Origin of the sequence: Halobacillus sp. Nhm2S1, from assembly GCF_019599545.1 — a bacterium.
In the GTDB taxonomy this organism is placed as follows: domain Bacteria; phylum Bacillota; class Bacilli; order Bacillales; family Halobacillaceae; genus Halobacillus.
Genome location: NZ_JAIEZV010000002.1, coordinates 1 through 24725, shown reverse-complemented (window position 1 = coordinate 24725; position 24725 = coordinate 1). Strand labels below are relative to the sequence as shown.

General features: G+C 43.6%; 23 protein-coding genes, 1 rRNA gene, 2 riboswitches and 1 other annotated feature. Of the genes, 17 read left to right on the top strand and 7 right to left on the bottom strand.

Annotation, left to right across the window (positions count from 1 at the left end; all coding sequences use genetic code 11):
- The first annotated feature begins 35 nt into the window (after positions 1-35).
- From K2225_RS06605 to K2225_RS06595, 3 genes are all read left to right on the top strand, one after another.
- The gene (locus tag K2225_RS06605) at positions 36-1094 is read left to right on the top strand and encodes a M20/M25/M40 family metallo-hydrolase (RefSeq protein WP_220584054.1); all 1059 of its coding nucleotides are present in this window, start codon (positions 36-38) and stop codon (positions 1092-1094) included.
- Between the two features lie 96 nt (positions 1095-1190).
- A complete protein-coding gene (locus K2225_RS06600) occupies positions 1191-1403 on the top strand; it encodes a hypothetical protein (protein WP_220584053.1) in 213 nt (70 codons plus the stop codon).
- A 223-nt stretch (positions 1404-1626) separates the two neighbouring features.
- A riboswitch (FMN riboswitch) is annotated at positions 1627-1773 on the top strand.
- Between the two features lie 155 nt (positions 1774-1928).
- The gene (locus tag K2225_RS06595; protein WP_220584879.1) at positions 1929-2522 is read left to right on the top strand and encodes an ECF transporter S component; all 594 of its coding nucleotides are present in this window, start codon (positions 1929-1931) and stop codon (positions 2520-2522) included.
- Between the two features lie 33 nt (positions 2523-2555).
- On the opposite strand, the gene K2225_RS06590 is transcribed toward K2225_RS06595, so the two are convergent.
- The 3 genes from K2225_RS06590 to K2225_RS06580 all read right to left on the bottom strand — a co-directional run bounded on the left by K2225_RS06590 (position 2556) and on the right by K2225_RS06580 (position 4565).
- Positions 2556-2933, bottom strand: coding sequence for a TraR/DksA C4-type zinc finger protein (locus tag K2225_RS06590; protein ID WP_220584052.1), 378 nt, complete (start codon positions 2931-2933; stop codon positions 2556-2558).
- Between the two features lie 34 nt (positions 2934-2967).
- Entirely contained in the window at positions 2968-3363 is a 396-nt protein-coding gene (locus tag K2225_RS06585; RefSeq protein WP_220584051.1) for a hotdog fold thioesterase, read from the bottom strand.
- 257 nt (positions 3364-3620) lie between these two features.
- Positions 3621-4565, bottom strand: coding sequence for a 1,4-dihydroxy-2-naphthoate polyprenyltransferase (locus tag K2225_RS06580; RefSeq protein WP_220584050.1), 945 nt, complete (start codon positions 4563-4565; stop codon positions 3621-3623).
- 228 nt (positions 4566-4793) lie between these two features.
- On the opposite strand from K2225_RS06580, the gene K2225_RS06575 reads away from it, so the two are divergent.
- The 7 genes from K2225_RS06575 to K2225_RS06545 all read left to right on the top strand — a co-directional run bounded on the left by K2225_RS06575 (position 4794) and on the right by K2225_RS06545 (position 12639).
- Complete coding sequence (locus K2225_RS06575; protein ID WP_220584049.1) at positions 4794-6197, top strand: isochorismate synthase; 1404 nt, start codon at positions 4794-4796, stop codon at positions 6195-6197.
- Positions 6185-7921 (top strand): 2-succinyl-5-enolpyruvyl-6-hydroxy-3-cyclohexene-1-carboxylic-acid synthase, encoded by a 1737-nt coding sequence (gene menD / locus K2225_RS06570; protein ID WP_220584048.1) that lies wholly within the window; start codon positions 6185-6187, stop codon positions 7919-7921. The genes K2225_RS06575 and menD overlap by 13 nt, the downstream gene beginning before the upstream one ends.
- Positions 7918-8715: a 2-succinyl-6-hydroxy-2,4-cyclohexadiene-1-carboxylate synthase gene (gene menH / locus K2225_RS06565; RefSeq protein ID WP_220584047.1), complete on the top strand. Its 798-nt coding sequence runs from the start codon at positions 7918-7920 to the stop codon at positions 8713-8715. Before menD ends, menH begins: the two co-directional genes overlap by 4 nt.
- Before the next feature lie 66 nt (positions 8716-8781).
- A complete protein-coding gene (menB, locus tag K2225_RS06560; RefSeq protein WP_089654878.1) occupies positions 8782-9600 on the top strand; it encodes a 1,4-dihydroxy-2-naphthoyl-CoA synthase in 819 nt (272 codons plus the stop codon).
- Positions 9601-9708: 108 nt separating this feature from the next.
- Positions 9709-11172: an o-succinylbenzoate--CoA ligase gene (locus K2225_RS06555; RefSeq protein WP_220584046.1), complete on the top strand. Its 1464-nt coding sequence runs from the start codon at positions 9709-9711 to the stop codon at positions 11170-11172.
- The gene (gene menC, locus K2225_RS06550) at positions 11169-12281 is read left to right on the top strand and encodes an o-succinylbenzoate synthase (protein ID WP_220584045.1); all 1113 of its coding nucleotides are present in this window, start codon (positions 11169-11171) and stop codon (positions 12279-12281) included. Before K2225_RS06555 ends, menC begins: the two co-directional genes overlap by 4 nt.
- Before the next feature lie 46 nt (positions 12282-12327).
- Entirely contained in the window at positions 12328-12639 is a 312-nt protein-coding gene (locus tag K2225_RS06545; protein ID WP_220584044.1) for a hydrolase, read from the top strand.
- A 40-nt stretch (positions 12640-12679) separates the two neighbouring features.
- On the opposite strand, the gene K2225_RS06540 is transcribed toward K2225_RS06545, so the two are convergent.
- Positions 12680-12991 carry a DUF6612 family protein gene (locus K2225_RS06540; RefSeq protein ID WP_220584043.1) on the bottom strand — a complete coding sequence of 104 codons (312 nt, stop codon included), beginning with the start codon at positions 12989-12991 and terminating at the stop codon, positions 12680-12682.
- 361 nt (positions 12992-13352) lie between these two features.
- Between K2225_RS06540 and ytkD the strand changes: the two genes are divergently transcribed.
- On the top strand, positions 13353-13820 hold the full coding sequence (gene ytkD, locus K2225_RS06535) for an RNA deprotection pyrophosphohydrolase (protein ID WP_146816621.1): 468 nt from the start codon (positions 13353-13355) through the stop codon (positions 13818-13820).
- A 212-nt stretch (positions 13821-14032) separates the two neighbouring features.
- Here ytkD and pckA read toward each other — a convergent pair whose 3' ends face one another.
- Positions 14033-15625, bottom strand: coding sequence for a phosphoenolpyruvate carboxykinase (ATP) (gene pckA / locus K2225_RS06530; protein WP_220584042.1), 1593 nt, complete (start codon positions 15623-15625; stop codon positions 14033-14035).
- 585 nt (positions 15626-16210) lie between these two features.
- A riboswitch (SAM riboswitch) is annotated at positions 16211-16321 on the top strand.
- A gap of 277 nt (positions 16322-16598) precedes the next feature.
- Here pckA and metK point away from each other — a divergent pair.
- On the top strand, positions 16599-17795 hold the full coding sequence (gene metK, locus K2225_RS06525; protein WP_220584041.1) for a methionine adenosyltransferase: 1197 nt from the start codon (positions 16599-16601) through the stop codon (positions 17793-17795).
- Positions 17796-17860: 65 nt separating this feature from the next.
- Here metK and K2225_RS06520 read toward each other — a convergent pair whose 3' ends face one another.
- Entirely contained in the window at positions 17861-18376 is a 516-nt protein-coding gene (locus K2225_RS06520) for a gamma carbonic anhydrase (RefSeq protein ID WP_220584040.1), read from the bottom strand.
- 59 nt (positions 18377-18435) lie between these two features.
- Between K2225_RS06520 and K2225_RS06515 the strand changes: the two genes are divergently transcribed.
- Complete coding sequence (locus tag K2225_RS06515; protein WP_220584039.1) at positions 18436-19212, top strand: alpha/beta hydrolase; 777 nt, start codon at positions 18436-18438, stop codon at positions 19210-19212.
- A 20-nt stretch (positions 19213-19232) separates the two neighbouring features.
- Entirely contained in the window at positions 19233-20309 is a 1077-nt protein-coding gene (locus K2225_RS06510) for a tetraprenyl-beta-curcumene synthase family protein (RefSeq protein ID WP_305038435.1), read from the top strand.
- An 84-nt stretch (positions 20310-20393) separates the two neighbouring features.
- Here the strand turns inward: K2225_RS06510 and mnmM are convergent, their stop codons facing one another.
- The gene (mnmM, locus tag K2225_RS06505) at positions 20394-20969 is read right to left on the bottom strand and encodes a tRNA 5-(aminomethyl)-2-thiouridylate-methyltransferase MnmM (RefSeq protein ID WP_220584038.1); all 576 of its coding nucleotides are present in this window, start codon (positions 20967-20969) and stop codon (positions 20394-20396) included.
- 128 nt (positions 20970-21097) lie between these two features.
- Positions 21098-21312, top strand: a binding site (T-box leader).
- A 52-nt stretch (positions 21313-21364) separates the two neighbouring features.
- Here mnmM and leuS point away from each other — a divergent pair.
- From leuS to K2225_RS06490, 3 genes are all read left to right on the top strand, one after another.
- Positions 21365-23779: a leucine--tRNA ligase gene (gene leuS, locus K2225_RS06500; protein WP_220584037.1), complete on the top strand. Its 2415-nt coding sequence runs from the start codon at positions 21365-21367 to the stop codon at positions 23777-23779.
- A 123-nt stretch (positions 23780-23902) separates the two neighbouring features.
- Complete coding sequence (locus K2225_RS06495) at positions 23903-24214, top strand: rhodanese-like domain-containing protein (protein ID WP_220584036.1); 312 nt, start codon at positions 23903-23905, stop codon at positions 24212-24214.
- Between the two features lie 428 nt (positions 24215-24642).
- Positions 24643-24725 (top strand): 16S ribosomal RNA (locus tag K2225_RS06490); the annotation flags it as partial.

The window sequence follows — 24725 nt, the reverse complement described above, 5'->3', positions numbered from 1 at the left end:
CTTTTTTGGTATGATAAAAGAAAAGGGGGATGATTATGGATAAAGAACGATTGGACTACTTAATGGAATTGCTAAACACACCTTCTCCATCCAGCATGGAAATGGCGATCCAAAAAAGGTGGATCAAAGAGGTGCGTCCGTTTGCTGACGAAATCAAAACCGATCATGCGGGAAATGCCATCGCTGTATTGAATCCTGAAGCAGAATTCAAAATCTTATTAGCCGGTCACTGTGATGAAATTGCGCTGGTCATCAACCGTATTGATGACCAAGGGTATCTTCACTTTGACAAAATGGGGGGCATCAACCCGAAAGCTGCCGTAGGAATGAAGGTTCACATTCTTGGCTATGCAAAAGAATTGACTGGAGTCATTGGAGTGAACGCTCAACACCATGGTGGGTTGAAAGGTGATTTTGGTTTAGACGATCTTTTTATTGACTGTGGTGCGAAATCAAAAGAAGAGATGGAACAATTTGTCCAAATTGGAGATCTCGCTGTTTATAAAAGAGACCCGGAACTGTTGATGGATCGATACATAGCTGGACGCGGTTTGGATAATCGCACCGGACAATTTATCGTAGGAGAAGTATTGAGGAGGCTTTCTAAGGAGGACATTCAAGTCGGGGTCTATGCGGCAAGCACTGTCAATGAGGAAACCAACATGGGAGGAGCATATTTCGCTGCGGCCGGTATTGAACCAACGATGGCCATTGCCTGCGATGTGACGTTTGCTACCGATTATCCCGGGGTCAACAAAAATAAACATGGGGACGTCCGCTTAGACGGAGGGCCTGTACTAGCAAAAGGTGCTCCAATCAACCGGAAGATTAACAAGCTTCTGGAGGAGACAGCGAAAGCTCTGGAAATGGATGTGCAGTATGAGCTGACACCTAGAATGACTGGGACAGATGCCGATAAGATGAGACTTACCGGAAAAGGAGTTCCAGTCAGTCTCGTTTCCCTGCCGCTCCGTTATATGCATTCTCCTGTAGAAACCGTAAGCGTTCAGGACATCGAAGAAGAGATCTGCTTAATGGTTGAAATGATTAAGAATATGACAGGAAACGAAAGTCTGAATCCGCTAGATGAATAATCCTTTAAACACCGAGGGCTCCTCGGTGTTTTGTTTATTTAAAGCATAATTGGAAAGAATAGCAGATATAATCTTCTATATTAAGGAGTGATCTGCATGGATCGGGAAGTACTGCATCAACAAATTATGACGTTGAAAGGGAAGATTTGCGCAGGACAGCTGCAGTTGCATGGGTATGATGAATACATTCTTATGCAGCTCGATAAAGTGAAAGATAGTGAAGATGGTCTCGTCGATGTATCCACAGTTTCTTCAACTCTCCGTCTGTTTATCGATGCTACAGATAAAATGCAGTCTCCATCGGCATAAACTTCATAAAAGTTCCCTGATTTGGGGGCATTGAGGAAAATACCTTTATAGTATTTTCCTTCTTTTATGCACGGGGTTTCAGGGACGGGAAATGGATTACAAATTATCATTTAATATCAAATGATGCGCAAATCTATGAAAAGAACAGAAAAAATAGTCACAAAATATTAAACTTGCGATATCACAGCGTTTTGTATAAAATAAATCTACAACAACATATCGATTCCATCTTCGGGGCAGGGTGCAATTCCCGACCGACGGTAAGAAGAACGTCGATTCTTCAAGTCCGTGACCCGTATGATTCAACCATACGGTGGACCTGGTGAAAGTCCAGGACCGACAGTTACAGTCTGGATGGGAGAAGATGTCAAACGGATCAGGTAGAATAATTCTCTACCTTTAGTTTCTTATGGACACGACTACCCTTAGCCCAATTGCTACAGGGTTATTTTTATGTGTCACGATAGACCGTTTACCTTCATCTGGGATGTGAATCGATGAAAAAGATGAAGGAGGAGATCGATGATGAACTCTTACACAGGGCAATCGTCAAAACTGCAAAAGTTAGTCATTTTAGCGTTACTGGGTACCATATCTATGGTGTTAATGTTTTTGAAATTTCCGCTTCCTTTTTTACCTCCATATTTAAAAGTGGATGTTAGTGATATTCCAGCACTTCTAGCTGCAATTTTATTTTCGCCGCTCGCAGGTATTGTAGTGGAAGCATTGAAAAATGGTCTATATATGATTTTTACCGGCGTTTCTGATCCTATCGGGGTCGCTGCGAATTTCTTTGCCGGCGTACTCTTTATTGTTCCAGTTGCCATGATCTATCGCAAAGGAAAGACGGTGAAATCCCTTATTCTAGGTTTGGTTTTTGGTTCCGTCTTTATGGCATTGACGATGAGTGTGCTTAATTACTTCCTTATTCTTCCTGCTTATAGCTGGTTTATGGGGTGGGAGACAATGAGTGCAGATGTGAAATGGATGACGATCGTAGCGGGGATCCTTCCTTTTAATGTGATTAAAGGAGCGATTGCTGGATCCTTATTCATTATGTTATTCGTTAAAATGAAAGACTGGATCGAACAAAAAAGTGTGCGACAGTCAGCCGCATAAAAAAGCGAGGGGAACCTTCCCCTCGCTTTTCTTTTAATTATTTCTTTCGTTTTCGATTTCTTCCACTTTATACCGTGCCGTCGGCATCGCTTCCAAACGCTCAATGGGTATCGGCTCGCCTGATTTTTCACTCAGGCCATATCGTCCCTCTTCCATACGCTGGAGAGCATCTTCTACTTCCATTAATTTTTCCCGTGCCTGCTCATAGAAGGTCTGTTCTTTCGCTCTCTCGAATTGATCCGTCCCCTGATCACCAGGGTGATCAGCTACGCTTGATATTTCACCAGTTCTGTCGTTTTCGTAATCTTCTTTAGCTTGATCTTCTTTGTATTCTTCCATTTGTGCTTCGGCTTCGTCCTTCATTTCTAGTAGGCGGTCCTTGAATTTTTGCTGTTGTTTATCATTTAACATACTAAAAGTTACTCCTTTCAACTATACCGTCCGGTTATTTTTTTAATGGAACGACTCCTACGGTGCACCGTGATAAGCACAACAACTCTTTCGACTCATTTACAATTTGTATTTCCCAAACCATTGTATTTTTACCAATATGAGCTGGAGTTGCTGTTCCTTCTACATGGCCAGTCCGGGCACTTTTTATATGATTGGCATTGATCTCAATACCAAAAACCTGTTGATGATCAGGGTCAATGTTCAAAAACGCCCCAATGCTCGCAGCGCTCTCGGCTAGTGCCACACTTGCTCCGCCATGGAGAAACCCCATGGGCTGATGAGTGCGGTGATCGACAGGCATGCGTATTTTTACCTTTGTCGCTTCTGCCGTTATCACTTCCATCCCTAGTGCTTCCATCAATGTATTCTTCATCATAGAGTTGTTCATATTCATCCCGTCCTTTTTGTATTATTCCCATTGTAAAAATGGTCAAACCTTCATGTTATATACTTAAATCATAACTCACTTACTCAACCATTTGGCAGGATTGTCGAATACAAACCAGCCCTGAGCCCTAATAAGGCAACGAACCCCGGCTGGCTCGAAACGGAGTCTTAAAGAAAAAGGAGCTTTAGGAAAAATAAAAAGGATGGCGGGGACCATCCTTTTTGTTTCGCCTGATGTGTTTTTTCTGGTTCTCTTTCTTAGAAAAGAGGGAAGTTAAGGTGTAATAGTAAGGATAGACCTAGAAGAAAACCATAAATGGTGTTCGTCTGTGCCGTAGCTTTCATGGCAGGCATCATTTCCAGAGGCTGCGTTTTTCCTATAAATCCCTGAATGGCTTTCTTTGCTTTTATCACACTAATGAAGGTAATGCACGACCATATAGGTAATAGGCCTACGATGATCAATACGCCTGTCCAGATAAAGGCTGTTGCGAAAAGTGAACTTATAAAAACGATGGATCCTTTGTGACCGAAAAGAATAGCCAGCGTTTTCCTTCCGTTTTCGGCATCCCCGACACGGTCCCTGATATTGTTGGCTAGCAAAATAGTACCGACAAAGATGGCCACAGGAATGGAAACAATGATCACTTCAGCTGTAATCGAAAGGGTTTGGATGAAATAACTGATCCCAATGATGATGGTGCCCATGAAAAAACCAGCTGTGACTTCACCGAAAGGCGTATACGCGATCGGCAATGGACCGCCTGTGTAAAGATAGCCAAATAGCATGGAAACCAACCCGATGACAGCAATCCACCAGCTCGAAGCGACGCAAATGTAGACACCTAATAATCCTGCCAATACGAAGAATAGATAGGCTAAATAAAGGACGGTCTTAGGGTTGATCCCGTCACGGACAATCGTCCCTCCGATACCGACTGAATTTTCATTATCTAGGCCTCGTTTGTAATCATAATACTCATTAAACATATTGGTAGCTGCTTGAATGAGGATGGAAGCGAGCAACATCGCGGCAAATAACCAGAAATTGATCGTTTGTTCCATAGCCGCAAGCATTGTCCCGACAAAAACAGGGACAAAGGCAGCCGTCAGTGTATGTGGACGTAACAACCGCCACCATACTTGGAAACCTTCGCGTTCATTCAAGGAAGCTTTTATGTTTTGGTTTTGAACAGAGCTCATTGGTGTTCTCTCCCTTGTAACTATACTCTTGTTATGATAACAGTTTAATTTTAGGGAAAGCGTACTGGAGTGTCAATCAATGTAAGAAAATGTTGGTTTTAGAGCAAGATTCCTTGAGTCAAGAGAAAAAAGAGAATAAAATAGAGAGTGATGCATGCACACAGAAGCATCCGTTTGCTTTGTGTGTAGAGAGTAGATAACGTCCCTTAAAGAATGGGAGGAATATATATGCTTCACACGAAGGCCCCTCAAATAGAGGAAGTAGTAGGGGAAGCTCTTCAGAAAGCACATCATCTTGGGGAACCTCTTTTTATTAGTATAGTTGAACATATAGATGAGCAAGATCCCTTTCAATTTTTTGAGATGGGTGAGCATATTGATCAGCATCGCTCGTTTTGGCAGAGCGCTGAAAATGATTTGACCATGGTCGGAATAGGGAAGGCCAGTCAATTGTATGCAAAAAGTAAACAACGTTTTCGCGAAGTCCAATCTCTATGGACGCAGCTGCAGGAAAATGCGATGGTGCATGATGATTATAATAAAAAAGGAACAGGAATGGTGGCACTTGGCGGGTTCAGTTTCGATCCTGAACAAAAAGAGGATACACCATGGGAATCCTTTCCTGACAGTCAAATGACGATTCCTGCTTTTTTGTTAACCAAAGTGGAAGGGGAAACGTATTTAACTATTAATGCACTCATTTTCCCGGAAGATCATCAGCAACAGATCGCCAACCAAATTCAGAATCACCGGGATTCTCTGCTTAAGAAAGGAGAGATGACTGGTTCTTTGCCTGTCATTGAACAGACATTTGAGGTTGCTCCTGAAGCTTGGAAAGAATCGGTGAAAAAAGCGACGGAAGATATTAGAGCAGGATTGATGGAAAAAGTCGTTCTAGCAAGAGAGCTCCGCATTACATTCAAAGAAAATGTACAGATTACCGCTGTTTTGAAAGCATTAGCCGATACACAGCCAAACAGTTATATTTTCTGCTATGAAAGTGAAGGAGATCACTTTATTGGTGCGACCCCTGAAAGGCTTGCGAAAGTGGAAGAAAGGGAGCTTGTATCCACCTGTCTTGCAGGAACAGTGCCACGTGGCAGGACCGAGCAGGAAGATTTCAAGCTGGGAGAAGAATTGCTTGGCGACCCCAAAAACCGTCAAGAGCATCAGTTTGTAGTGGAAATGATCAAAGAAGCGGTGGAGGCATGCAGCAGTCAAGTCGAAGTACCGAATGGACCTGTCCTTTATCCGCTCCGGAATCTGCAGCATTTGTACACCCCAGTGAAAGCTGTATTGGATCAAGGGTACACCCTGCTTGATGTGATCGAGAAACTTCATCCAACTCCGGCTCTCGGCGGAATGCCTCAGCAGGTTTCGGTAGAATACATCCGAACACATGAAACGTTGAATAGAGGCTGGTATGCAGGACCAATTGGTTGGTTTGACGCACAGGATAACGGGGAGTTTGCTGTGGCCATCCGTTCCGCGCTCATTCAGCAAAAGGAAGCTTCTCTGTTTGCTGGTTGTGGTGTGGTCGAAGATTCTGATCCTGAAGCGGAATATGCAGAAACGGCTGTCAAACTAAAACCGATGATGAATGTATTGGGAGGATCAGAATGGGACATGTAGAAGCTATATCAAAATATGTGACTCATTTTGTAGACCAACTCGTATTCTCTGGTGTCGAGCATGTCGTCATATCACCAGGTTCAAGGTCTACTCCATTAGCTATGACTTTTGCTGAGCATTCAGAGGTGAACCATTGGGTTCACCTTGATGAACGCTCAGCTGCTTTTTTTGCTTTGGGGATCGCGAAGCAGGAACAAAAGCCAGTAGCGCTTGTTTGTACATCCGGAACGGCAGCTGCCAACTATTATCCGGCAATTGTCGAGGCTTTCTATAGTCGGGTACCGCTGGTTGTCTTAACTGCGGACAGGCCGCATGAGTTGAGAGAAGTCGGTGCACCTCAAGCCATTAATCAAATACAGATGTATGGCAGCTATGTGAAATGGTATCAAGACCTAGCGTTGCCGGAAGAAAATAACTTCTATTATGCAAGGCAACAGGCGGCAAGAGCGGTGGAAGAAGCGATTTCCGGGCAAGGTCCAGTGCATCTGAATATTCCCTTCCGCGAACCATTAATTCCAGACTTCGATTTGGAAGAGGCATGGCGTGGAGGTGTCCAGCCAATTTCAAGAGCTCAGAAAGGGCGTTTAGTGATGCCTGACGATCAGGTCAAGCAATTATTTGAACGTCTGGCTCAAGGAGAGAAGGGGTTACTGGTCGTAGGACCACAAACGGAGCCTCTTTTAGCTGAGGCGGTGACAAATCTCGGCTCCCGTCTCGGGGTCCCTGTATTTGCTGACCCTTTATCACAACTTCGTACAGGGAGTCACGATAAGAGGAATATCATTGAGAATTATGATGCTCTGCTTAAATCTCAAACTGTTAAAGGTCAAGTCGTGCCCGATTACATCGTCCGTTTTGGAGCGATGCCTGTTTCCAAAGCGTACTTGAAATGGGTCAAGGAGTATAAAGACCAGATTGATCATTATGTTGTGGATGATCAGCATGAGTTTCGGGAGCCTGCGGGTATCGGGGCTACTTTCATCTGGAGTGAACCTGTCCAATTGTGTGAAAACTTGTCCAGTTTTATGCCTGATGGGAATGTAGAGACGTCATGGCTTTCCATGTGGCAGCAGATGAATGTTTTAGCGAAGAATGAAATGCTGTTGGAACCTGAGCATTCGCTCAATGAAGGACACGCGGTCGTTTATTTAGCTGAAACAATGCCGGATGATTCTAACTTCTTTGTAGGTAACAGTATGCCGATCAGGGATGTCGATAGCTTCTTCATGGCTTCACCAAAAAATATTCAGCTGATGGCAAACAGAGGAGCAAATGGAATTGATGGTGTGGTCAGTACAGCAATTGGAACAGCCGCTACTGGCAAACCTACAACGCTTTTGTTAGGTGATATTTCTTTCTTTCATGACTTGAATGGACTATGGATGGCAAAGAATAAAAAGATTCCACTGACCATCGTTGTGATTAACAATGATGGGGGAGGGATATTTTCCTACCTGCCTCAATCCAAGCATCCCGATCACTTTGAAGAGCTCTTTGGCACACCTTTAGGTCTGGACCTTGGTCCTGTCATCGGAATGTATGGAGGCACACACAGACGGGTGAAAAATTGGGAGTCTTATAAACGAGCCCTGTCAGAAAGTTATGCAAGCCCGGGGTTGAATGTCATTGAAGTGGTGACGAATCGTGAAGATCACGTAGCCTTTCACAGGGAGCGTTGGTCCAATGTAGAAAAAGTGGTTTTGGACTGGAGCGAAGGTCTATGAGAATGAAGGTAAACGGAAGAGAATATTGGCTCGAGGATGAAGGAGAAGGCGAAGTCCTCGTCCTGCTCCACGGGTTCACGGGCCGCACTTCAACTTTTGACTCCATCACTTCCCGTTTTGAAAATTCCTATCGCTTTTTAAAAGTAGATTTGCCAGGTCACGGAAAGACAGGAGCGATTGGTGTGGTAACGATGGAACGCTTTTGTCGGGATCTTAAAGCTCTGCTGGATCAGCTGGGGTTAGAAAAGGTTTCCCTGCTTGGATATTCCCTGGGGGGGAGAACAGCTCTATCGTTTGCTATGCTTTACCCAGAATACGTAAATCGATTAATACTTGAAAGTGCCTCTCCAGGTTTACCTACAACCGAAGAACAGCTGTCACGCCAAGCGAAAGATAAAGGGTTGTCGGAAAAACTGATGGAAGAAGGAATCGAATCTTTTGTAAACTTTTGGGAAAGCCTCCCTCTTTTTGAGACACAGCAATCCCTTCCTGATGATGTGGCAAAAGCTTTAAGAGAAGAACGCCTCAGTCAGACGGCTGAAGGTCTGTCTGAATCGCTTCTCGGTATGGGTACAGGTCACCAGCCGTCCTGGTGGGATCAGTTACCTTCTCTCAAATGCCCCGTCTTATTAGTGACAGGAGAGGAAGACGAGAAGTTTCAAAAAATCAATATGGATATGGCTGAACGTTTCTCTCGGGCTGCCCATCGAGAGGTAAAAGGAGCTGGTCACACCGTCCACCTTGAGAATCCTGGGATTTTTGCTAAAATTGTAGATGGCTTCATGATAAAATGAATAGTGTAGGAAAGCGTTTTTTCATGAGGAAAATAGAAACTGATTGTAGAAAAAGGAGGAAATACTATGTCTTTTGATTGGGTTAGTGAACGCGAATATGAAGATATTATGTATGAGAGATTTGAAGGGATCGCTAAAATTACGATTAACCGCCCGGAAGTTCGTAATGCCTTCCGTCCGCAGACGGTACATGAGTTAATTGATGCTTTTGCTTATGCTCGTGATGACTCCAGGATCGGGGTTATTGTTCTTGCAGGAGCCGGCGACGATGCATTCTGTGCTGGTGGAGATCAGAAAGTACGCGGCCACGGTGGTTATGTAGGTGATGACCATATCCCTCGTTTGAATGTACTTGATTTGCAACGTTTGATCCGTGTGATTCCAAAGCCAGTTGTAGCTATGGTTTCCGGATACGCAATCGGTGGTGGACATGTATTACATATCGTTTGCGATTTAACGATTGCTGCTGATAATGCCATCTTCGGCCAAACAGGACCAAAAGTGGGTAGCTTCGATGCCGGTTACGGTGCAGGGTTGCTTGCTCGTATCGTAGGTCATAAGAAAGCACGTGAAATTTGGTATCTGTGCCGTCAGTACTCCGCGAGAGAAGCAGAGGAAATGGGTCTGGTGAATACAGTTGTACCATTGGAAGATCTTGAAGCTGAAACCGTACAATGGGGTCGTGAAATGCTTGAGAAGTCACCGACTGCTTTGCGTTTCCTGAAGGCTTCTTTCAATGCCGATACAGACGGACTAGCTGGTCTTCAACAAATGGGTGGAGACGCCACATTGTTGTATTACACAACAGAGGAAGCAAAAGAAGGACGAGATGCCTTCAAGGAGAAAAGAAAGCCTGACTTCGATCAGTTCCCTCGTTTCCCTTGATCCGTCTCTATATATGAAACCACTTGTGAAGGGGCATCCTGTAGAAAGGATAGCCCCTTTTATGATTCAAGCGTCAAATTAACAGAACTAGGTAAAGGAAGGGTTGAAATGGGCGAACGCATTCCGCATTGGTTAGATAAACAGGCGGCATTACATCCGCAACGTACGGCGATTGAAACACCAGATGGTGAAAGGATCAGTTTTTCTGAACTAAGGGACAAAAGCCGGAAGGTGGCTTCTGCTCTTATAGAAAATGGGGTGAAACGGGACGAGCATGTGGCGTTGTTAGCGAGCAACAGTACGATGTACGCAGTTTTCATTCATGCAGTAAGTTACGTCGGTGCGGTAGCTGTTCTTTTGAACACGAGGCTGACTCCACCGGAAATTGCGTATCAACTTGAAGATGCCAACGTTTCACATGTGTATGCTGATGGACGCCACGTGCAAGTAGCTGCAGATTCTGTAATAGAATTGAATCTTGATGTGCATCGACTTGAACATTTTACGGAGAGAGAGGGAAGTCTACATGAACTTCAAACGGACCTCGATCTCGATGACGTTTATACGATGATGTACACCTCAGGGACGACCGGCAATCCGAAAGCCGTCATGCATACGTATGGAAACCATTGGCACAGTGCCGTCGCATCAGCACTAAACTTAGGTGTCCAAGCGAAGGACAAGTGGCTGAATTGTTTACCTTTGTTTCATGTCGGAGGCTTTTCCATTTTGATGAAGAGTGTTGTTTACGGCATGCCGCTCATGCTTTTTGAAAAGTTCGATGCCAGAGGAGTTCATGAAGCCATTATGGATAAAGCCATTACTCATGTATCTGTCGTGACCGTTATGCTCCAGCGCTTACTTGAGATGCTTGGAGAAGGCACGTATCCAGACGCCTTCCGCTGCATGCTGCTGGGGGGCGGTCCTGTTCCTGAGGTTATACTAAAAAAGACATCTGCAAAAGGGATACCAGTCTTCCAAACCTATGGGATGACAGAGACTTCCTCTCAAATCGCCACCCTCAGTCCGGAATACGCTTTCTCCAAACTAGGTTCAGCAGGTAAAGCCCTAAGCCCAGCGCATTTGTATATAGACGCCACAGGAAGAGGAGAAGTTGGTGAAATCATCGTTCGGGGTCCGATGGTCTCGAAAGGGTATTATAACCGTCCAAAAAGAGAAGGCGAGTACTTGCGGACAGGAGATCTAGGATTTGAAGATGCAGATGGATTTTTGTATGTCGTGGACCGAGTGAAAGACGTGATCATCTCAGGTGGGGAAAATATTTACCCTGCAGAGGTGGAGAGCGTGCTTTCCTCTTTGCCGGGGGTACGGGAAGCAGGTGTGACTGGACGTCCTGATGAACGCTGGGGAGAAGTGCCTGTGGCATACATTGTAGTTGAAAATGGAGCCAGCCTCACGGAAAAAGAAGTGATGGACTGGTGCAGCAAGCGGTTGGCGAAATATAAGTGTCCGAAAGAGGTTCATTGGATCGATGAACTTCCAAGAAATGCCTCGAACAAACTACTACGGAGACGTTTGTCCTCCTTACCTATGCAGGGAGGAGGGGAATGAGGATACAATCGGTTTGTTTAAGAAAAGTTTCTCTCCCGCTAAAAGCCCCATTCGTTACTCACCAGGCGGAATTGAAGGAACGTCCGCTGATCATTATAGAGGTAAGAGATGATGCAGGACGCATAGGGTACGGGGAAGTGACAGCATTTCCTGATCCTTTTTACACCTATGAAACGTTAGATACAGCTTGGCATATTCTTGAGGACTTTTTAATTCCTTCTCTCCTTAAAAATGGGGCAGAGCACCCATCTGATTGTGCAGAACAAAGTAAAGGAGTGCAAGGTCATCCAATGGCAAAAGCGGGGCTGGAAGGCTCTCTGTGGGACTTATATGGAAAACAAACCGGACAAAGTCTAGCAGATCTCATTGGAGGAACCCGCTTATCTGTCGGTGCAGGGGCAGTGATCAGCTTAGGGGATTCATTAGAAAATGACGTGGACAGGTTGAAGGCAGAAGGTTTTCAACGATATAAATTGAAAGTGGTTAAAGGGAGAGAAAGGGAAGCGATAACAACCATTCAAGAAATCGATCCGGACCTACCCATTATGATTGATGCGAATGGCCAATACCATCCAGAGGATATGAGCCATTTATGTTCTTTAGATGATCATGGTTTGACAATGATAGAGCAGCCTTTTGCTGCAGGGGACTTTTATTGGCATCAAAGGCTCCAAAAGGAAATGAAGACCCCTATTTGTTTGGATGAATCCATTATGTCCTTTCAAGATGCCGTCCAAGCGGTAGAACTGGGAAGCTGCCGGATTATCAACATAAAAATCAGTCGTGTCGGCGGGTTAACAGCAGCGATGAAAATCCACGACTTCTGTCAATCGCGTGGAGTTCCTGTATGGTGCGGCGGGATGGTGGAATCAGGTATTTCCAAAGCACATAACCTTGCCCTGGCTTCCCTGCCCAACTTTACGATTCCAGGCGATTTGTCCGGATCTACCAGGTATTTTCATAAAGACCTCGTACACCCTGAGATTGTAATGAACCGAGGATCCATCGAGGTTCCAAAGAAACCAGGAATAGGAATACATGTAGATGAAGAGTACCTGAATGAGGTAACTCTTACTCATCAGACGTTTTATGAATCCTCTCCTCTGTAATAGGTTTCCCTTTGATGGTTCACACTAGGGAAGAGGAGGGTGAATAATGGATAAGGATAAGTATTATATCAATATGGGAACAAGGGAAATATCTTTGAATCACGATGCAAACAATGATGATTTTACAATTTACGCCACGGAAGAAGAAGTAAAAGCGCTAAGGGAAGTGTTTGATGAGATTTATAATGCGGACGCTGAGTCTTTCTGGAGATCTCACGTTCCATTTAATCCCTATCATAATGATCATGCGAACGATGAAGTAGATCTTGATATGAAAAAAGCGTTTCAAAAGATTTATGATCTTGGAGATGAAACGACTAGACATCATATCGTGGATATGGGTGTACTGAATGATTGATTGAACCGCTTCTTGGAAGAAGCGGTTCAATTATGATACTTTAAAATATTCCAGACATATCTTCCATTTCCTCAGCTTGATTAAGGAGTTCCTTAGGTATAACAATCTCTTCAATTTCATTAAAACGACTGAATTTACTGTATATGGATGGCTTCCATTCGATCCGCTTTCCATTTTCTACAATTTTAAGGTTCGTATCCATATGGAACGTTTCAGGGTAGTACGTGTCTTGATCAATTTTCATCGTGTATTCAAGGTCATTTATGGTCAATCCTTCTAATAATTTCTCAGGTGATTGCCCTGAAGGGAGCATTTCTTTGAGCGAATCTTCCATGATGTTTTGTACATTCACAGCTTCTGATTGGTTCTAACAGCATAGCTGTGTGAATCTTTATTAACTTTAGAGGCTTACGACATAATTTTTTTCGATTTTACTGCATTCTGCGCTGCCACAAGCACTTAGCAAAAGAATTAGAAGCCGAGTACCCATTGATACATAGGTTCTAGCCATTATTGTTCTCCTCTCTTTTTGCTTTCTTTTCTTGTACGAATCAAGAATCGAGCGTTTCATGTTTCTGTATATTTTTACAATTTATTCAGGAAAGAGTGAAGTTTGTCTGCTGACCGGTTTGTATTTAGCGCGGCTTGTGGTACGATTTATACAGGTGAAAGACAGAACGTATATATCAAGGATTAAAGGCAGTTGAGCAGACATGAAAACATTTTATGATTATTACCACAACCCTGTCCGGTTATCTTTTGAGGATCATCCTTTTTCCGAGACACCGAAACACGTGTGGGTGATATGCCGATACAAGGATCAATGGCTGCTCACCAAACATAAAGATCGTGGACTGGAATTTCCAGGTGGAAAAGTGGAAGAGGGAGAATCAGCGGAAGACGCCGCTGTCCGGGAAGTCAAAGAAGAGACAGGGGCCGATATTTCTCACCTATTCTACATCGGTCAGTACCATGTAGAAGGTAAAGGGGGGACGGTCATTAAGAACGTGTATTTTGCGATAATTGACTCGATTGATGATCAGGATCATTATTTTGAGACGCACGGACCAGTATTGTTCCGTCACCTCCCGCGTAATTTAAAATCGAATGATCGTTTCAGTTTCATGATGAAAGATGAAGTGCTGCCAGAGTGCTTGAAAAAAGTAGAAAAGTTCAGTTGAGCTTTTCTACTTTTTTCTTTGATCTAAGGGGTGGCTACGGGGAATGCTTCCTTTTATGAGCCAGCCCTGACGGTCAATATGGGAAACGATCCCCGGTTTTCTCAAAAGTCTCCCACACATTTAGGACCTTTTGAGGGGGAGGGCATAGAGAAGGCCCCGCTGGAATTTCCGGCGGGGCCTTCTTTTTATATGAGGAGATGAGGAAACAATGATTATGACCTGTGGTAGGTCGGTCCTGCTTTTTTAATTTCTTCACTTGCATATGTGAATTTCTTGAAGTTCTCATGAAATTTGTTTGCCAGAGACTTTGCACTCTGGTCATATGCATCAGCATCTGCCCATGTTCTCCTAGGAAATAATACTTCGTCTGGAACACCAGGGCAGTGTGTAGGAATATTCAAGCCGAAAAATGGATCCTGGTAAGTGTCAGCAGAGCTTAGCTCTCCTTCCAATGCGGCATGGATCATGGACCTTGTATAGGATAATTTAATTCGTTGACCTTCCCCGTACGAACCACCTGACCAGCCTGTGTTGACCAAATAAACATCTGCATTGAATTGGTCAATCTTTTCCCCGAGCATTTCTGCATAGGTGGAAGGCGGGAGAGGGAGGAATGGTGAGCCGAAGCAAGCTGAAAAGGTAGCTTGTGGTTCGGTTATTCCTCGTTCTGTTCCTGCTAGTTTACTAGTGTATCCACTCAAGAAATGGTACATGGCCTGTTCTTTAGTCAACTTACTGATAGGTGGAAGGACACCTGTGGCATCAGCCGTTAAAAAGATAATAGCGTTCGGATGTCCGGCAATACTCGGTTGTACAGTATTATCAATATGCTCTAATGGATAAGCTGCTCTTGTATTTTCAGTGAGACTTGTGTCATTGTAGTCGGGCTGATGGGTATGTGGATCAAGCACTACGTTTTCCAGTACAGATCCGAAGTGAATGGCATCAAATATCTGGGGTTCCTTTTCTTGAGAAAGATTGATACATTTCGCGTAACACCCGCCCTCAATATTAAAAATCCCATAATTGGACCATGCATGTTCATCATCACCAATCAACCGACGTTGTGGATCAGCTGATAATGTTGTCTTCCCTGTTCCGGAAAGGCCGAAGAATAAAGCCACATCCCCCTCTTTACCTACGTTCGCTGAGCAGTGCATAGGGAGAACGTTCTTCTCAGGAAGAATGTAGTTCATGACAGAGAAGATGGACTTTTTAATTTCACCGGCATATTCCGTACCACCGATTAAAACGATTCGGTGTTTAAAAGAGATCATGATGAATGCTTCTGAATTTGTTCCATCGACCTCCGGATCAGCTTTGAAGGTTGGAGCAGATATTACAGTGAACTCGGCTTCATGATCCTCTATTTCTTGTTCATCGGGTCGAATGAACATTTGTTGTGCGAATAAGTTGTGCCATGCGAACTCTGTAAGTACTTGAAGAGGAAGACGATGCTTTTCATCCGCCCCAGCAAAACCTTTAAAGACAAACAGTTCGTTCCGTTCTTTTAAATATTCCAATACTTTATGATAGAGTTTTACAAACGTTTGATCGTCTATGGGCTGATTGACAGCTCCCCAGTGAACTTTATCTTGTGTGACATCATCCTGCACAATAAATTTATCTTTTGGAGATCTACCAGTATAAGTACCCGTCGTTGCCTGGATGGCCCCTTTTTCTGTCAGGGTACCTTCGTTACGGTATAAAATCTTTTCCACTAAGTGTGGAACAGATAGCTGGTGGTGGACATGTTCTTGGGCAAGTAAAAGATTTAGTTCAGACATTTGATTTATGGTACTCATATGTGTCGACCCGCCTTTGCATTTAATTATGATCAACCTAATGTGAGATTAGTATAACACATTGAATTCTTTAGTCCATACTATACGTGAAAAAGCTTACATTTTATTTATTCTGAAAAGTCAAACTTCAGAGGTGTTCATTTGTTACACAATATGGAGGGATTGTTGAAAACTCAGTTACGAGATTTTTTCCTCAATCTAGGGGCTGTGGGAATAAGGTTTGCTTTCTGTGTGCGAGTGATGGGTCTCATCGTTTACCTCCACCGTTCAATGCTGCTAAAGTGTCGTTTTAACCAGATCCTGTACGCATAAGGCGTTGGACCAATACCGGGGCAGGGAAAAGACCATATGCAATATTTTGGATCAGTTAGTATAAAAACACTCACCCCGTGCCTCCATTCGCTTTTTATGAGGACGTTTCCCAAACCCTGTAATAGTGAGTTTTTGTTCTTTCTTTGAAAAAAGTGTTCTAATAATATATGTGAATTTCTTTCAAACGTTTACTATGTACGGATACGTTTAAAAGAGGAGGAATTCAATTGACAATAAATAAGGTTTTCGATACGATAGCGGAGAACGGATACTCTCTTATCCAGAGTTGGTGGAGGGACAGGCCCTTTGAAACCCAGCAACCGTCATGGACATGACACGGTGCTAACCTGAAGCAAGGAGGACATGCTCCTTGGACGATAAGAGCGAAAGGAAGCAGCCCCTTTCCTCGAATAGGAAAGGTTTTTTCTTTTTATAAGGCTTTTTACAAACCGAGGGATGAGATCCATTCACACCTCGATAAACATAGCCTTTCATGAAGAAATATTCGAACAGGATAACCTGTAGATATTCCTATGTAATTGCTCCATTGGTTGTGAAAAGAGGCAACATGAACATATATGAAACTTATGAAAGTTTCTGCACATACTGGTAAAGAGTTCCGTCTAATACTTTGTACTTACAGAAGGAGGAGTTTTTAAGAATGCCTGCAAACCGCCGGTTATTCACATCAGAATCCGTCACGGAGGGCCATCCGGACAAAATCTGTGACCAGATCTCTGATGCGATTTTAGATGAAATTTTAAAAAACGACCCAAACGCGAGGGTTGCATGTGAGACAACAGTGACAACGGGACTTGTACTGGTTTCTGGTGAGATCAGTACAAATACTTACGTGGATATTCCATCCATCGTCCGTCAAACGATCAAAGACATCGGTTATACTCGTGCGAAGTACGGGTTTGATGCGGATACATGTGCTGTTCTGACAGCGATTGATGAGCAATCTCCTGATATAGCTGGAGGCGTGGACGTTGCCCTTGAATCACGTGAAGGGAAAATGAGCGACGATGAAATTGAGTCGATTGGGGCAGGGGACCAGGGATTGATGTTTGGCTTTGCAAACAATGAAACCAAAGAATTGATGCCTTTACCAATCTCCTTAGCTCATAAACTATCGAAACGTTTATCTGATGTCAGAAATGATGGGACACTTGATTACCTTCGTCCAGACGGGAAAACACAAGTGACGGTGGAGTATGACGAAAACGATCAGCCTGTACGTGTAGATACGATTGTTATTTCCACCCAGCATGCGGAAGAAGTAACTCTGAAACAGATTCAGGAAGATTTGAAAAAACATGTGATTGAACCGATTGTTCCTGAAGGATATATTGATGAACAAACGAAATACTTTATTAACCCGACCGGACGCTTCGTCATTGGAGGTCCACAAGGTGACGCTGGATTAACCGGAAGAAAAATTATTGTCGACACGTATGGAGGATATGCTCGCCATGGGGGAGGAGCTTTCAGTGGTAAAGACGCGACGAAAGTGGACCGCTCTGCTGCTTATGCTGCCCGTTATGTTGCGAAAAATATCGTAGCTGCAGGACTTGCGGATTCTGTTGAAGTTCAGCTTGCTTATGCCATTGGTGTTGCGCAGCCTGTTTCTATTGCCATTAACACGAATGGAACAGGTGCGGTTTCTGAGGAGCAGCTGGTAGAAGCTGTACGTGAACTGTTCGACCTTCGCCCGGCAGGCATCATTAAGATGTTGGACCTGCGTCGCCCAATTTATCGTCAAACAGCTGCTTACGGTCATTTCGGACGTACGGATGTGGAGTTCCCATGGGAGCGCACAGATAAAGCGGAAGAATTGAAGGCACGCTGCCAATAAAGAAAAAACCGTTCCAAACAAAAGTTTGGAGCGGTTTTTTTTGTTCAAGTGATCCATTTGTGGACTCATGATTTTTGTATTTCTTTATAGTACTGTCCTTTTTCCACATAACTCTTTCGTATCCTGTTCAGTTCTTGTATGTCTTCTTCATTCAGTTCTCTTACGACTTTGGCCGGGCGACCGAAAGCAAGCGTGTTTGGTGGAATCACTTTTCCAGGGGGGACAAGGCTGCCGGCCCCTATGAAAGCTTGTTCTCCAATAACAGCGCCATCCAGAATAAGAGACCCCATGCCAATCAGCGCATTCTCTTTAATATGGGCGGAATGGAGAGTGACTTGATGTCCGACAGTTACACCGTCTTCGATAATTAGAGGTTTGTCTGGGCTTTGATGTAAGAGGCTTAAGTCTTGAATGTTGGTATTCTTTCCAATATGTACGGGAGCCACATCTCCTCTGATCACAGTCTTGAACCAAATACTGGCCTTTTCTTGAATGGTTACATCCCCTGTAATCACGGCATCTTCGGCAACATAGGCGCTCGGGTGTATGTCAGGTACCTTTCCTTTATATTCGCAAATCATGAAAAACCCCCTTATACTAATACTATTGATAGTATAGCAGAAGAAAAGAGGTGGATGCTGTGAAGAAAGTAGAATCAGTTAATGATCGTGCTACGGTTGTTCTCGTTCATGGAGCCTTTGAACATTCAGGGCGGTATCATGAACTAGTCGACCAACTTCAAGAAGATGGGTATTCCGTTATTTATGGGGACCTTCCAGGTCAGGGGCGTTCTGCAGGGAAGAGTGGGCATATCCGCTCTTTTCATGACTATATCAACACCATTATGATGTGGATTCAACACGCGGACCCCAATAAGAAAGTATTTTTAATGGGGCATAGCATGGGGGGGCTTGCCGTTGTTCGTACGATGGAGGTCGCTCAACCAAAGGTGGACGGTGTTATTCTTTCTTCTCCTGCGCTAGGGCTCTTGAAAAAAGCGAGCCTCCCCTTGGAAGCCGTATCATATATTTTGAATACTTTTATTCCATCATTAAGAATCAAAGCCCCTCAAGATCCCGAATATATTACACGTAATAAGGACAAAATTATAGAGTTTCAACAAGATCCTTTAATTATTGATAAAGTCTCTGTTCGCTGGTACCGTGAATTTCAAAAAGCGACGAGAGAAGCGTTTTCTGATATTCGGCGCTTTCCTGATATCCCACTGCTTTTGATGCAGGCCGAAGAGGATTATATGGTGAGAATAGAGAAGACTGTTGAATGGTTTGACCGGGTTCAGGTAAAAGAAAAAAGATACAAGCAGTGGCCCGGCCTTTATCATGAAATATATAATGAACCTGAATGGAAAGACGTATATGAACATACGCAATCCTTTATAGAGGATCATTTAAAGTAAATCGGCAAGGAGGATTTCTCTTGACACGTGCAGTCCCAGGCAACGCCGTCCTTTTGATGTACAGAGTTTATCGGAATATTTTTCCTGCTGTTCATAATGAATTGTCTTACTGGATTGAAAGGGCAAAATCAATTCCAGACGAAGAACTTAGAAGTCAAGCTTTGGCGAGCATTGAAGAAAAGACGTTTCACTGTGAAGGGGGATCGATTTACTCTGTTCTCTCCCGCGGCAACGATAAACAGGCCATTCGATTCATTGTTGCTTATCAAACCATCAGTGACTATTTAGACAACCTTTGTGATCGGAGCACCTCTATGGATCCTGACGATTTCCGCATGTTGCATGAATCAATGATTGATGCTTTGACACCAGGTAACCCATTACAGGATTATTACCAATATCGTGACGAGCAGGACGATGGGGGATACCTCCATGATCTTGTGAACACGTGCCAACAAGTCCTTTCCGAGGCGGAAGACTATCAAATGGTCAAAAAGCAGGCGGTAAGGTTAGGTAAGTTGTACGGTGATTTGCAAGTTCATAAGCATGTGATTGAAAATGAGAGGATTCCAAGGCTTCAAAATTGGTTTAAGCATCACCAAAAAGAATGGCCGGAGCTCAGTTGGTATGAATTTTCCGCATGTACAGGATCTACATTGGGGATCTTCTGCCTTGTTTCCTATACGCTTAGTGGAAAGATGGATGCAACGTTATCTAATCAAATTGAAAGAAGTTATTTTCCGTATATGCAGGGATTACATATCTTGCTTGATTATTACATTGATCAAGAGGAAGATGAGAAAGAGGGAGATTTGAACTTCTGTGCTTACTACGACCATGAGGAAGAAATGAAGAACCGCTTCCGGTATTTTGTTGAAAGGGCTCATGAGGAAATTCAAAGGCTCCCGGATGCAGCGTTTCACCAAATGATACATGAAGGTCTGGTTGGCATGTACTTAGCGGATCGTAAAGTAGGAAGGCTTTCAAATGCTCAAAGCTTTGTGAAAGAGATGTTGAAAGTAAGTGGGAAGAAAGCCACGTTTTTTTATTACAACACAAAGATGTATCATAAATTAAAGCCTGGTCGTGAGATTTAAACGACCAGGCTTTTTCCATTTTAGAAATATAAGAAGTTACGCGGTTCGCCTTTTGTATCCTCCTGCTGGATTTCATCTGAATCCTTAGGAAAGTTTTTCAATCGCTAAGATAAAGGGAGGTGTTCTCTTTTTATTGATAAACCCGTAATGAAGGACCTGGTAGTGCTTGGAATTTAACTCTGATACATATTCCATGATGGCATCTTTCTCTTCAGCTCCCCCAGGGTGTCCATGATAGACAACTAAGACCACCAGCCCTCTTTTCTTTAGAGTAGCCAGTACGTTTTCAACCGACTGGATCGTGCCTTCAGCCTTGGTGACCACGCTTTTATCACTTCCTGGCAGATAACCTAAATTGTAAATAGCTGCCGATATGTTGTTTTGGTGTTGGTCTTGCAAGTATTTTTGGACGTGTGCATGGGAATCATGGATAAGGCTCGTATGATTTGCAAGCCCATGTTCTAATAAACGCTCTTGGGTGTTTGTAATGGCTTTTTCTTGAACATCAAAGGCATACACATGCCCTTGCTCTCCGACAAGTTCGGCGAGAAAAGCTGTATCGTGACCGTTGCCGCACGTACCATCGATAACGGCATCTCCCGGTTCTATCGTTTTTTTCATCAATGAATGGGCATAGTCTAAAATTCGTTCAATCGTCATGCTGCATCCTCCAATTGTTTTGTTCTTTAGTATTGTAGCACGAATAGTGGGTTCATGTGGATGGACGATACGCTTGGGCGAATGCCGCTTGACAAAGCTGTTTTCATTCATTAATATACGGTTATAATAGCATGACGTTGAAAAGGAGTAGTAGTGATTCTCTCAAGTGATAGAGAGGCAGCGGGTGGTGGAAGCTGTCCTTGAAGATCATGAACTCGCCTTGGATGTCGCAGAAGTGAACATAAGTAGTTTCTGCCGGTGTGGTCGCCGTTATCGACGACAAGTTGAACACAGATGTGTTAATTTGGGTGGTACCGCGGGAATCAAGCCTCTCGTCCCATATTGGGATGAGGGGCTTTTTATATTTTTTAGAGAGATTATGAGGAGGCAATGAAATGGCTTTTGATCATAAGACCATTGAAAAGAAATGGCAAAAATACTGGCTTGAAGAAAAGACATTCAAGACAGACAGTTATTCAGACAAAAAGAAATTCTATGCGTTGGATATGTTCCCTTATCCATCAGGTGCGGGTCTACACGTTGGACACCCGGAAGGATACACAGCTACCGACATCCTGTCCCGCATGAAGCGGATGCAAGGATATGAAGTGCTTCATCCGATTGGTTGGGACGCTTTCGGGCTTCCGGCAGAACAGTATGCACTGGATACAGGGAATGACCCTGAAGAATTCACGAAACAAAACATCGACACCTTCCGTAGGCAAATCCAGGAACTTGGTTTCTCCTATGATTGGGATCGAGAAGTGAATACGACAGACCCTAATTATTATAAATGGACGCAATGGATCTTTTTGAAACTTTATGAAAAAGGTCTAGCCTATATTGACGAAGTTGCCGTGAATTGGTGTCCGGCTCTTGGCACGGTGCTTGCAAACGAAGAAGTTATCGATGGTCGTAGTGAACGAGGAGATCATCCTGTAGAACGACGCCCGATGAAACAATGGATGCTGAAGATTACAGCTTATGCAGATCGTCTTCTTGAAGATCTGGAAGAATTGGATTGGCCGGAGAGCATCAAAGATATGCAAAGAAATTGGATAGGCAAATCAGAAGGGGCAGAGGTAACATTCGAAATTGATGGTTTTGACCAATCATTTGATGTGTTTACCACTCGTCCAGACACGTTATTCGGTGCAACTTATGCCGTCGTGGCTCCTGAACATCCATTGGTCGATGAAATCGTAACAGCTGAACAGAAAGAAGCCGTATCCACGTATATTGAGAAAGCGCAAAACAAGAGTGATCTTGAGCGTACGGACTTGGCTAAGGATAAATCAGGGGTATTCACTGGTTCTTATGCGATCAACCCAATCAATGGTGAGAAACTTCCAATCTGGGTGGCTGATTATGTATTGATGAGCTACGGCAGCGGTGCCATTATGGCTGTCCCTGCGCATGATGAAAGAGACTTTGAATTCGCCCAGAAATTTGACCTTCCAATCATTCCGGTTGTAGAGGGAGGAAATGTTGAAGAAGAAGCGTACACAGGAGATGGGGCCCACATCAACTCTGACTTCTTAAACGGCTTAGAGAAAGAAGAGGCAATTGAAAAGGCAATTCAATGGCTTGAAGAAAACAGGAAAGGTAAGAAACAAACGACTTACCGCCTTCGTGACTGGCTCTTCAGTCGTCAGCGCTATTGGGGTGAACCAATCCCTGTCATCCACTGGGAAGATGGTTCGATTACTGCAGTCAAAGAAGAAGAACTACCTGTCAAACTTCCGAAAACGACGGAAATTAAACCATCCGGCACAGGAGAATCTCCGCTTGCTAATATTGATGAATGGGTTAATGTCGTAGATCCTGAAACAGGCATGAAGGGGCGCAGGGAAACGAACACGATGCCTCAATGGGCAGGTAGCTGCTGGTATTATCTGCGTTATATTGATGCTAATAGTGAGGAAACGTTCGCTGATTATGAAGCATTGAAAAAATGGCTTCCGGTCGATGTGTATATTGGTGGCGCGGAGCACGCGGTTCTTCACTTGTTGTATGCACGTTTCTGGCACAAAGTCCTTTACGATGCGGGAGTCGTTCCAACGAAAGAACCATTCCAAAAGCTATTCAACCAAGGCATGATCCTCGGAGAAAATAATGAAAAAATGAGTAAGTCTAAAGGGAATGTTGTCAATCCTGATGACATCGTCTATTCTCACGGAGCAGACACTCTGAGACTTTATGAAATGTTTATGGGACCGCTTGATGCTTCAGTAGCATGGTCTGAGAATGGCTTGGACGGGGCTCGTCGTTTCCTTGATCGTGTATGGCGACTATTTGTTACCGAAGGCGAATTGTCTGATGCGGTTAAAGAGAATACAGGGGATACAACTTTGGAGAAGGTCTACCATGAAACCGTTAAAAAAGTGACCGAAAACTTTGAAGCCCTTCGGTTCAATACAGGGATCTCTCAAATGATGGTCTTTATCAATGATGGGTATAAAACAGATGTTTTACCAAAAGAGTATGTAGAAGGTTTTGTTAAACTCCTTTCTCCAGTGGCTCCACACCTTGCAGAAGAACTTTGGCAGAAGCTTGGCCACTCTGAAACGATCAGCTACCAGCCTTGGCCGGAGTTCGACGAATCCAAACTCGTTGAAGATGAAGTGGAAATCGTTGTTCAGGTTATGGGGAAAGTTCGTGCGAAAATGATGGTGAGTAAAGAAGCTTCCAAAGAGGATCTTGAGAAGCAAGCACTTGAAAATGATGACGTTAAGCAGTGGCTGGAAGGAAAGACAGTTAGAAAAGTCATTGCCGTACCAGGAAAGCTTGTTAACATCGTAGCCAATTAAATGACGTGTAAGCCCCCTGTTTTTTATGAACAGGGGGCTTTGTTTGTCAGCGGCCTTATGCCTTGACTTTAACGAACAGTAAATTAGAATAAATGTGCAAACGATTAATATGGAGGGATAAAAATGAGTCAAATTAAAGAAATCACGCCTCAACAAGTAGAAGACAAAATTAACAATAATGATGACTTTACAATAATCGATGTAAGAGAAGATGAGGAAGTTTCACAGGGAATGGTGCCGAATGCAAAGCATATACGCCTTGGGGATGTTCCTGAAAAAATTGAGAGCCTGCCTAAAGACCAAGAGTATGTGATGATCTGCCGTTCTGGTCGCCGTAGCATGAATGCTGCCGAATTCATGAAAGAACGGGGATTTGAGAACGTACAGAACATGGAAGGTGGAATGTTGAAGTGGCAGGGAGAGCTCGTATTTTAACACGAGCGGTGTTAAGTGATCATTGCTACAAATAATTTAATACGTGGAGTTAGGTGTAACTACACACAACATTTGATCGGCCCTTTCTATATAGAAGGGGCTTTTCATACTCTCTAATAATTGTTTGCAATTATATCAAAGAAATTCTATAAAACTATTGACGCGGAAAAGTACACCGTGTATTATAGGTAACGTTGCTTATTCAGCAGCACAGAAAACAACTTATTAAAAGATTTATTTCAACAAATTCTATTAAAGCTATTGACGACATATAGTCGATTATGCTAGAATTTGATTACTGTCGGATGAGGCAGTATTTGATCTTTGAAAACTGAACGAACCAACCAGTACGTCAAAACATTTCTTCTTTATAGAAGAGATTTAAAACAAGCACATTCGGTGTGCAAATGAGCAAGTCAAACTTAACTTTTATGGAGAGTTTGATCCTGGCTCAGGACGAACGCTGGCGGCGTGCCTAATACATGCAAGTCGAGCGCGGGAAGCGAGTGGA